This window comes from Streptococcus sp. UBA632, from assembly GCF_002300045.1.
Lineage (GTDB): Bacteria > Bacillota > Bacilli > Lactobacillales > Streptococcaceae > Streptococcus > Streptococcus alactolyticus.
This window is the reverse complement of record NZ_DBPA01000055.1, coordinates 1-10,367: the sequence shown is the minus strand read 5'-3', so window position 1 is coordinate 10,367 and position 10,367 is coordinate 1. Positions and strand designations below refer to the sequence as shown.

8 protein-coding genes and 3 tRNA genes are annotated in these 10,367 nt (G+C 40.7%); 9 read left to right on the top strand and 2 right to left on the bottom strand.

Annotated features, from left to right (window positions below):
• Positions 1-82 precede the first annotated feature (82 nt).
• Positions 83-721 (bottom strand): glycerol-3-phosphate 1-O-acyltransferase PlsY, encoded by a 639-nt coding sequence (gene plsY, locus B3473_RS06660; RefSeq protein ID WP_293678020.1) that lies wholly within the window; start codon positions 719-721, stop codon positions 83-85.
• Positions 722-899: 178 nt separating this feature from the next.
• Between plsY and parE the strand changes: the two genes are divergently transcribed.
• The 8 genes from parE (at position 900) to B3473_RS06620 (ending at position 8,536) form a co-directional block, all read left to right on the top strand.
• Positions 900-2,855, top strand: coding sequence for a DNA topoisomerase IV subunit B (gene parE / locus B3473_RS06655; protein WP_154455159.1), 1,956 nt, complete (start codon positions 900-902; stop codon positions 2,853-2,855).
• A 40-nt stretch (positions 2,856-2,895) separates the two neighbouring features.
• Entirely contained in the window at positions 2,896-5,361 is a 2,466-nt protein-coding gene (parC, locus tag B3473_RS06650; RefSeq protein ID WP_154455160.1) for a DNA topoisomerase IV subunit A, read from the top strand.
• Between the two features lie 124 nt (positions 5,362-5,485).
• A complete protein-coding gene (locus B3473_RS06645) occupies positions 5,486-6,508 on the top strand; it encodes a branched-chain amino acid aminotransferase (RefSeq protein WP_154455161.1) in 1,023 nt (340 codons plus the stop codon).
• A gap of 72 nt (positions 6,509-6,580) precedes the next feature.
• Complete coding sequence (locus tag B3473_RS06640; protein ID WP_154455162.1) at positions 6,581-6,811, top strand: DUF2969 domain-containing protein; 231 nt, start codon at positions 6,581-6,583, stop codon at positions 6,809-6,811.
• 61 nt (positions 6,812-6,872) lie between these two features.
• A tRNA-Tyr gene (locus B3473_RS06635) sits at positions 6,873-6,953 on the top strand.
• Positions 6,954-6,962: 9 nt separating this feature from the next.
• Positions 6,963-7,034, top strand: a tRNA-Gln gene (locus tag B3473_RS06630).
• 126 nt (positions 7,035-7,160) lie between these two features.
• Entirely contained in the window at positions 7,161-8,360 is a 1,200-nt protein-coding gene (gene rpsA, locus B3473_RS06625) for a 30S ribosomal protein S1 (RefSeq protein ID WP_154455163.1), read from the top strand.
• A gap of 104 nt (positions 8,361-8,464) precedes the next feature.
• Positions 8,465-8,536 (top strand) — tRNA-Arg (locus B3473_RS06620).
• 82 nt (positions 8,537-8,618) lie between these two features.
• Here the strand turns inward: B3473_RS06620 and B3473_RS06615 are convergent.
• Positions 8,619-9,254, bottom strand: coding sequence for a site-specific integrase (locus B3473_RS06615; RefSeq protein WP_293678016.1), 636 nt, complete (start codon positions 9,252-9,254; stop codon positions 8,619-8,621).
• A gap of 380 nt (positions 9,255-9,634) precedes the next feature.
• On the opposite strand from B3473_RS06615, the gene B3473_RS06610 reads away from it, so the two are divergent.
• Positions 9,635-9,886 carry a hypothetical protein gene (locus tag B3473_RS06610; protein ID WP_058833071.1) on the top strand — a complete coding sequence of 84 codons (252 nt, stop codon included), beginning with the start codon at positions 9,635-9,637 and terminating at the stop codon, positions 9,884-9,886.
• Positions 9,887-10,367 lie beyond the last annotated feature (481 nt).

Sequence of the window (10,367 nt, the reverse complement as noted above, 5' to 3'; positions counted from 1 at the left end):
TTTCAACTAGCACCACGGGTAATAAAATATTTCATGATAATACCTTATAAAATAATTTGTCAGAAAAGCGAACTAGAGTGTTCTAGTCCACTTTTTGTTTGCTTAAATTTAGCCCCCAAGAAATAAGGTTTTCTTGGTGATTTCGGATACGAGTGATATTGTCACGATGTCGCACAATGATGATGGTTGCCATTACGATGATGATACTTGTAAATAGCCAGTCATAATGTGGTAGGATAATGTGAAAGGCGGGAAAAACCAAAACACTAACCATAGCCACAACTGCTGACACCACACTTGATAATGAAATCATGCTGAAAAGGTAAAGCGTGATGACAAAGACGACAAACAAGTAAAGGAGAAAGAGTGGTGCAAATCCTAAAAGCACACCTGCGCTGGTTGCCACGGCTTTTCCACCCTTAAACCCAGCAAAAATAGGAAAGGTGTGTCCGATAATGGCAAATAGCCCGATAACTAGAGGCGATACGCTAGTTACACCCAATAGATGAGGCAATAGCGTTGCAAGGGTTCCTTTTAACATATCAATCAAAAAGGTGATGACACCTGCTCTAGCTCCCAAAACACGAAAGGTATTGGTTGTTCCTGTGTTGCCACTGCCGTGTTCTCTGAGGTTGGTATGGTAAAACCACTGCCCAATCCATAAACCTGTCGGAATAGACCCCAATAAATAAGCGATGATAATCAAAACTAAAATGTTCATAGGCCTATTATAACACAGTCGAGGAACAATAGGGCAAAGAAATCTTAAAAAGTCATGCGATTTCAAGAAAAGATAGAGGGGTTAAAGATAGCGTTATACTGGGGGATTTTCAATTTTTTTTTGCAAAAATGTCAAAAAACTTGTAAGATAAGAAAGATGAACAATTTGGAGGTCACTTTTGGCTAAAAAAGAAATTAACGTAAATAATTATAATGATGATGCGATTCAAGTGTTAGAAGGGTTGGATGCTGTCCGTAAACGTCCAGGGATGTACATCGGCTCAACAGATGCAACAGGTTTGCACCACTTGGTTTGGGAAATTGTCGATAATGCTGTCGATGAGGCCTTATCTGGTTTTGGTAATCAGATTGATGTGATTATCAACGCCGACGGTAGTGTGACGGTTAAGGACCAGGGGCGCGGGATGCCGACAGGTCAGCACGCTATGGGTATTCCGACTGTTGAGGTTATTTTCACCGTTCTCCACGCAGGTGGGAAATTTGGTCAAGGCGGTTACAAAACGTCTGGTGGCTTGCACGGTGTGGGGTCTTCAGTGGTTAATGCCCTTTCTAGCTGGCTTGAGGTTGAGATTACGCGTGACGGTGTGGTTTACAAGCAGCGTTTTGAAAATGGCGGAAAACCTGTGACCACACTTCAAAAGGTCGGAACAGCTCCCAAGTCACAATCAGGGACAACCGTAACTTTCATGCCTGATGCGACGATTTTTTCAACCATTGATTTTAAATTCAATACCATTGCGGAACGCTTGAAAGAATCGGCCTTCTTGCTAAAAAATGTCACCTTGACTTTGACCGACAATCGTTTGGAAGAACCAGAACACCTCGCTTTCCATTACGAAAATGGGGTGCAGGACTTTGTTGAGTACCTCAATGAAGACAAGGAAACCTTGACACCTGTTATTTTTGTGCAGGGAGCTGACCAAGATTTTCAAGTGGAAGTGGCTCTTCAGTACAACGATGGCTTTTCAGACAACATTTTGTCATTTGTGAATAATGTTCGTACCAAAGATGGTGGAACGCATGAAACAGGGCTAAAATCAGCTATTACTAAGGCTATGAATGACTATGCTCGTAAGTCTGGCTTGCTCAAGGAAAAAGACAAGAACTTGGAAGGCTCAGATTACCGTGAAGGCTTGTCTGCGGTCTTATCTATCCTCGTCCCTGAAGAATATTTGCAGTTTGAAGGGCAAACCAAGGATAAGCTGGGAAGCCCTCTTGCACGTCCGATTGTGGATAGCATTGTTTCTGAGAAATTGACCTACTTCCTGTTGGAAAATGGCGAAATCGCAGCCAACTTGGTTCGAAAAGCTATCAAGGCGCGTGATGCTAGAGAGGCAGCTCGTAAGGCGCGTGACGAATCGCGAAATGGCAAGAAGAGCAAGAAAGACAAGGGCTTGCTTTCAGGGAAATTAACCCCAGCCCAGTCTAAAAATCCTAAGAAAAACGAACTTTACTTGGTCGAAGGAGATTCTGCTGGCGGTTCTGCCAAACAAGGGCGTGATCGCAAGTTCCAAGCCATTTTGCCTTTACGTGGTAAGGTGCTTAATACAGCAAAAGCCAAGATGTCAGATATCGTCAAAAATGAAGAAATCAATACCATGATTTACACGATTGGTGCAGGCGTTGGCGCAGAATTTAACGTTGATAATTCTAATTATGACAAGATTATCATCATGACCGATGCGGATACAGACGGTGCTCACATTCAGACGCTCTTGTTGACCTTCTTTTACCGTTATATGCGCCCTTTGGTTGAGGCAGGCCACGTTTATATCGCTCTGCCACCGCTTTACAAAATGTCAAAAGGCAAGGGCAAAAAAGAGGAAGTGGCTTATGCTTGGACCGATGGTGAATTAGAAGAATTGCGTCAGCGTTTTGGAAAAGGTGCCCAACTCCAACGTTACAAAGGTTTGGGTGAAATGAATGCTGATCAGCTTTGGGAAACCACTATGAACCCTGAAACACGGACCTTGATTCGTGTGACCATTGATGATTTGGCGCGTGCCGAACGCCGTGTGAATGTGTTGATGGGGGATAAGGTAGAACCACGTCGTAAATGGATTGAGGACAATGTCACCTTCACCTTGGAAGAAAACACCGCTTTTAGCAAGTAATGCTAAAAACTAAATTAGCAAAAATTAAGGACAAAGGATTATGTCAAATGTTCAAAATATGTCTTTAGAAGACATTATGGGAGATCGTTTTGGACGATACTCCAAATATATTATTCAAGAGCGGGCCTTGCCAGACATTCGTGATGGTTTGAAACCCGTTCAGCGCCGTATTTTGTATTCTATGAATAAGGACGGCAATACTTTTGATAAAGGATTTCGTAAATCAGCCAAGTCAGTTGGTAACGTCATGGGGAATTTCCATCCGCACGGGGATAGTTCCATTTATGACGCTATGGTGCGGATGAGCCAAGATTGGAAAAACCGTGCTACATTGATTGAAATGCACGGAAATAACGGGTCAATGGATGGTGATCCACCTGCTGCCATGCGTTATACCGAGGCACGTTTGTCAGAAATTGCTGGCTATCTTTTGAATGATATCGAGAAAAAGACGGTTCCATTTGCTTGGAATTTTGACGATACCGAAAAAGAACCAACGGTTTTACCAGCAGCCTTTCCAAATTTATTGGTCAATGGTGCCACAGGGATTTCTGCGGGTTATGCAACGGATATTCCGCCGCATAATCTGGCTGAAGTCATTGATGCTGTGGTTTATCTCATTGATCATCCAAATGCCAACTTGGATAAGTTGATGACCTTCTTGCCAGGACCTGATTTTCCGACAGGTGCGATTATTCAAGGCGAAGATGGTATCCGAAAAGCTTATGAAACCGGTAAAGGGCGCGTGGTTGTTCGATCACGTACAGCAGTCGAAGACCTCAAGGGTGGCAAGAAACAAATTGTTGTGACGGAAATTCCTTACGAAGTCAATAAGGCTGTTCTTGTCAAAAAAATCGACGATGTTCGTGTCAACAATAAAGTGCCAGGCATCGCTGAAGTCCGTGACGAATCAGACCGTGACGGTTTGCGTATTGCTATCGAATTGAAAAAAGATGCAGACAAGCAAACCATTCTCAATTACTTGTTGAAATACACGGATTTGCAGGTCAATTATAACTTCAACATGGTGGCTATTGATCACTACACCCCTCGTCAGGTTGGGCTTATTCAGATGTTGACCAGCTACATTGCCCATCGTAAGGATATTATCGTAGCGCGTTCAAAGTTTGATAAGGCCAAAGCAGAAAAACGCCTCCACATCGTGGAAGGTTTGATTCGCGTTATTTCCATTCTGGATGAGGTGATTGCTCTTATTCGTGCGTCTGAAAATAAAGCAGATGCCAAAGAAAATCTAAAAGTCAGCTACGATTTCTCAGAAGAACAGGCAGAAGCCATTGTTACCTTGCAATTGTACCGTTTGACCAATACGGACATTGTTACCTTGCAGGAAGAAGAAGCTGACCTACGTCAACAAATCACTGTTTTAGAGGCTATTATTGCAGATGAACGTACCATGTACAATGTCATGAAACGCGAATTGCGCGAAGTCAAGAAAAAATTTGCCACACCACGCTTGACGGAATTACAAGCACAAGCAGAAACGATTGAAATCGATGTGACCAGCTTGATTGTGGAAGAAGATACTTATGTCAGCGTGACAAAAGGTGGCTACATCAAGCGTACCAGCCCGCGTTCTTATAATGCCTCAACGGTTGAGGAAGTCGGCAAACGTGACGATGATGAATTGATTTTTGTGGCACCTGCCAAAACCACGCAGCAGCTCCTTATCTTCACCAATTTAGGTAATGTGATTTACCGCCCTGTTCACGAATTAACCGATATTCGTTGGAAAGACATCGGTGAACATTTGTCACAAACCATTACCAATTTTGCAGCCAATGAAGTGGTGCTTCATGCAGAAATTGTCGATGATTTTGGCACACAAACGTATTTTGCAGCGACTAAAATGGGGCAAATCAAACGCTTTGAACGTAAGGAATTGACGCCATGGCGTACCTACAAATCAAAAGCCATCAAATTCGCCAAATTGAAGAGCGAAGAGGACCAAGTGATTGCCATTTCACCGATAGCCCTTGATAATGTGATGCTTCTAACGCAAAATGGCTACGCTCTGCGATTTAACATCGAAGAAGTGCCAGTTGTTGGCCCGAAAGCAGCAGGTGTCAAGGCCATCAACCTCAAAGATGATGACGTCGTTGTTTCGGTTTTTATCGCAAATACTGACAGTGTGTTCATTTTGACCCAACGTGGTAGTGTGAAACGCATGGAAACCGACGTGATTCCATTGACCAATCGTGCCAACCGTGGTTTGCTCGTCTTACGCGAATTAAAAACCAAGCCACATCGCATCTTGCTTGCTGGTCCTGTTTACGATGAGCAACAAGACGAGTCGCTTGATTTGTTCACGACAGCACCAGAGGAAAATCTCGACCATGCTAGTCAAACCTTAGAAGTGCATTCGAACAACGGAACGGTTTATCAAGTGATTTTGGCAGATTTGAGTCTGTCTGAACGCACAAGTAACGGCGCTTTCATTTCAGACACCATCTCGGACGAAGGCATTTTCAGTGCCACGGTCAAATAGATGTAAAAATCAGGAGTTTTCCTGATTTTTTAGTTAGTCAAAATTTTCAGAATTTTACAAAAAACACTTGAAAAATGATAAAAAAAGCGTACAATAGGATAAAAGTCAGGAAAGAGGATTTATTATGACAGTAGATTTCGATTGGGAAAACTTAGGATTTGAATACCATAAACTACCATTTCGCTACATTTCGTATTATAAAGACGGCAAATGGGACGATGGGCAATTAACAGAAGACGCTGTTTTGCACGTATCAGAAGCCTCAACAGCTCTTCACTATGGGCAGCAGGCTTTTGAAGGTTTGAAAGCCTACCGCACCAAAGATGGCTCTATTCAATTGTTCCGTCCTAATATGAACGCTGAGCGTTTGCAACGTACTGCTGACCGCTTGTTGATGCCACAAGTTCCAACGGATAAGTTCATCGATGCCGTCAAACAAGTCGTGCGTGCTAACGAAGACTATGTGCCACCATACGGCACAGGAGCGACTCTTTACATTCGCCCTCTCTTAATTGGGGTTGGTGATGTGATTGGGGTACATCCAGCCGATGAGTATATTTTCACTATTTTTGCTATGCCAGTGGGAAATTATTTTAAGGGTGGCTTGGTGCCAACCAATTTCCTCATTCAAGACGAATACGACCGTGCAGCACCACACGGCACAGGAGCAGCCAAGGTTGGTGGAAACTACGCGTCTAGCCTTCTGCCAGGAAAAATTGCCCACGAACGCCAATTTTCAGATGTGATTTACTTAGACCCTGCCACTCATACCAAAATCGAAGAAGTGGGGTCAGCTAACTTCTTCGGTATTACAGCAGACAATGAATTCATTACTCCTCTTAGCCCATCAATCCTACCGTCAATTACAAAATATTCGCTTCTTTATTTAGCAGAAAATCGCTTTGGTATGACAGCCATTCAAGGCGATGTCAAATTGGATGAATTGGATAAGTTTGTAGAAGCAGGAGCCTGTGGAACTGCCGCTGTTATTTCCCCAATTGGTGGTGTTCAGCATGGTGATGATTTCCACGTCTTTTACAGTGAAACAGAAGTTGGTCCCGTCACTCGTCAGTTATACGATGAATTAGTCGGTATTCAATTTGGAGATGTGGAAGCTCCAGAAGGATGGATTGTCAAAGTAGATTAAAGCAGGAATCAGGAAGCTTGCCCTTGCCAGCTTCCTATTTTTTCGGTAAAATGGGTAGAGCGAGGTGAGAGAATGAGTAAAAAAGATAAAAAAATTGAATTGCAATTGTCAGATAGCAAGGTCACTATTAATAATGCCAAGGTTGACGGATATGCCTTGCAAACAGGTAAAAAAACAATTGGTGAAATTGCTGAGTTGGAGAACCGTTTTGCAGTCGTTGAAAACGGCGAAGTTAAAGCCTTTTTCAAAAATTTAGAACAAGCCATTGAAAGCACGATTGAAAATTATAATCTTAATCGTTAAAAAGAAGTGAAAACTACTTGCATCGAAACAAAAACTATGTTAAAATAGTTTTTGTTGTAACGGAAGGGTAGCGAAGAGGCTAAACGCGGCGGACTGTAAATCCGCTCCTTCGGGTTCGGGGGTTCGAATCCCTCCCCTTCCATTCTGTTATTGGGGTATAGCCAAGCGGTAAGGCAAGGGACTTTGACTCCCTCATGCGTTGGTTCGAATCCAGCTACCCCAGTCAAAGGTATCAAGTTTTGGCTTGACACCGTCAAAGATAAAAGTTGTTGTCATTGCGGGTTACCTTGAGAAATATTATTGTTGTCAAAAGTTAGTTAAACTAACTTTTGTTGGAGGATTTTTTAGAATGAATGAATTTGAAGATTTACTAAACAGTGTTAGCGAAGTAAATCCAGGTGATGTAGTCACTGCGGAAGTTTTAACAGTTGATAATGAACAAGCAAACGTTATTATCGAAGGAACAGGTGTTGAGGGTGTTCTTACACTTCGTGAATTGACTAATGATCGTGATGCTGATATTAACGATTTTGTTAAAGCTGGCGACACAGTTGAAGTTCTTGTTCTTCGTCAAGTTGTAGGTAAAGATACTGATACAGTTACTTTCCTTGTCTCTAAAAAACGTTTGGAAGCTCGCAAAGCTTGGGATAAACTTGTTGGTCGCGAAGGTGAAGTTGTTACTGTTAAAGGAACACGTGCCGTTAAAGGTGGCCTTTCAGTTGAATTTGAAGGACTTCGCGGTTTCATTCCAGCTTCAATGATTGATACTCGTTTTGTTCGTAACACTGAAAAATTTGTTGGACAAGAATTTGAAGCAAAAATCAAAGAAGTTGTTCCAGCTGAAAACCGTTTCATCCTTTCACGTCGTGACGTTGTTGAAGAAAAAGCAGCTGAAGCACGTAAAGAAGTCTTCTCAAAACTTGAAGAAGGCGCTATCGTTAAAGGTAAAGTTGCTCGTTTGACAAGCTTTGGTGCATTCATCGACTTAGGTGGTGTTGATGGACTTGTTCACGTTACTGAATTGTCACATGAACGCAACGTTTCACCTAAATCAGTTGTTTCTGTTGGTGAAGAAGTAGAAGTTAAAGTTCTTTCAATCGATGAAGAAGCAGGTCGTGTATCACTTTCACTTAAAGCAACAACACCTGGACCATGGGATGGTGTAGAACAAAAACTTGCTGCTGGTGACGTTGTTGAAGGTAAAGTAAAACGTTTGACTGATTTTGGTGCTTTCGTTGAGGTATTGCCAGGTATCGATGGACTTGTTCACATTTCACAAATTTCACACAAACGTGTTGAAAATCCAAAAGATGTTCTTTCAATAGGACAAGAAGTTAAAGTTAAAGTTTTGGATGTAAATGCTGATGCAGAACGTGTATCACTTTCAATCAAAGCTCTTGAAGAACGTCCAGCACAAGCTGAAAACAACGAAGAAAAACGCCAATCACGTCCACGTCGTCAAAAACGTGAAGTAAAACGTGATTACGAACTTCCAGAAACTCAAACTGGATTCTCAATGGCTGATTTGTTCGGTGATATCGAATTATAATCACTAGCTAATATATCAGATACGAGGTTGATGTTAATCGACCTCGTATTCTTTTTTTGTTTTGGTTTTTATTTTTCTGGAAATATGGTATAATATAACAGTTGCCACTCTTAGTGTAATGGATATCACGCAAGATTCCGGTTCTTGAGATAGGGGTTCGATTCCCTTAGGGTGGATACAACTATATTAAAAAAGGCTTGGTTTCAAGGCTTTTTTAATTCTAAAAATAAGTTTTGTCCAAAATTTGTCCAAAAATATTTAAATAATTTTTCTAACAAGTTCAAACACTTCATCTTGCCTTCTCTCAAATAGATGGGCGTACGTTTGAAGTGTTTCTGTAGCGTCCTTGTGCCCGACAAGTCTTGCAATTGAAACAACGTCAATATTATGATAAATCAAAAAGCTTACATACGTATGTCTCAAACCGTGACAAGTAACTTCCGTTTGAGTTCGTTTTTTAATTAATTTATTAGCCATGTTATTTGAAACGTGAGTAAATAATCTGTTATCTTCGTTCTCTTCAAAACTAGAGTTTAAGTATTCATCGAGTTTTTGAATAAACTCTTCATCAATTGGAACTTTTCGTTCTGACTGCTTATTCTTAGTTTTTCCCCAACCTCGCCTTGCACCGTTAACTTTGTAGGTTCTAAAAACGTAAATATATAATTCTTTTCGATTGATACAATTGTCGTCATTCGTTAGACCTTGCGCTTCAGAGAAGCGTAATCCTGTTTTAGCGACAACATAGCAGAAGAAGCTAGATTGATACTGAACTGTCTCACTAACGCTTTCAATGAAGTTCTCACGCTGGTCTAATTCCAGATAATTCATCCCTTTTTTTGAAGATTCGATAGAAGAGTGGATTTTAACCAATGCTGTAAAATCTTTTTTCAAACTGCCTTCATGCAAAGCAACTTTCAGTGATTGCCTGATGTTTGAATTAATCGTCAATTTAAGCAATATATTTCAAATGAAAAAGTCAAGCAGTATGAGAACGACGTACAAGCGATTATCAAAGCAACTGGAAAGAACGACGGTTCAATCATGGGAGCATTGCTAAAACACGTTGGAGCAACAATGATTGAACGCATCACAGTAGATAAGACAAATGATTACACATTTTTTACCATAATTATCGGCTGACTAACGTATGCTAGCTCTATAATTTCTGTAGTGGGTAAAATCATGCTAAGAAATTATAGAGCTTTTTATTTGCAAATAAAATAATAGAGGAGTAGACTTAGGGTATCAAATACTTAAGGAGTGTATCTATTATGTCAAACTATGAAGAAAAAGAAGCAAAAGCATTAGTAAAAATTGCAGATGTTTTGAACAAACTGGATTCAAATTTAGAAGAATTAGATTCTCTAAATGAAGATGCAAAAAAACATAGTATGAGAAAATGGCTTGTTGAGAAAAAAGCCATGCATGAAATTAAAAAGATTGTACACGAAGCTGGCAAGTATGAAAAGTACGATGAAAAAGAACTACAAAAAGAAATTGAACATGTAGAACAATATATGTAAAAGAAAATATTAAAAAGAAGAGTGTGCAGTCCCTTTTTTGTGGCTCTTTGTCAACTGTAGTGGGTGGCAAAGTTAAGCTCTAGCGAGAACAAATGATGTTCTCGCTTTTTTGCTGTTCAAAGCGATGTAAATACGTTTTTTTAAAGTTGTCAAAGTTCCTGTAACCAAAAGCGCAAGTGATAAATTGGATATATTGGATATATTGTTACATACTTATGATTCTGAATGTTGGGTGAACGTTGGAGGTAACCATTCCTTCCTAGTCATTGAACCTCTTAGGAAGTTGTAAGGTAGCTCCTCATAGCTCAGACCTAAGACGGCTATCAGCCAATAAGTTGCATATATTTGAAGCAGAGCGAAGGCTCATTTAGTTAGTTGTTTTAAATTTGTGATAAATCCGTATTCCTGAGGGGGTATGTGATAGAGAGCTAACCTTTGTTAGCTCTTTTTTATTGTCGTTATAACCACAAAATCAAAAAAA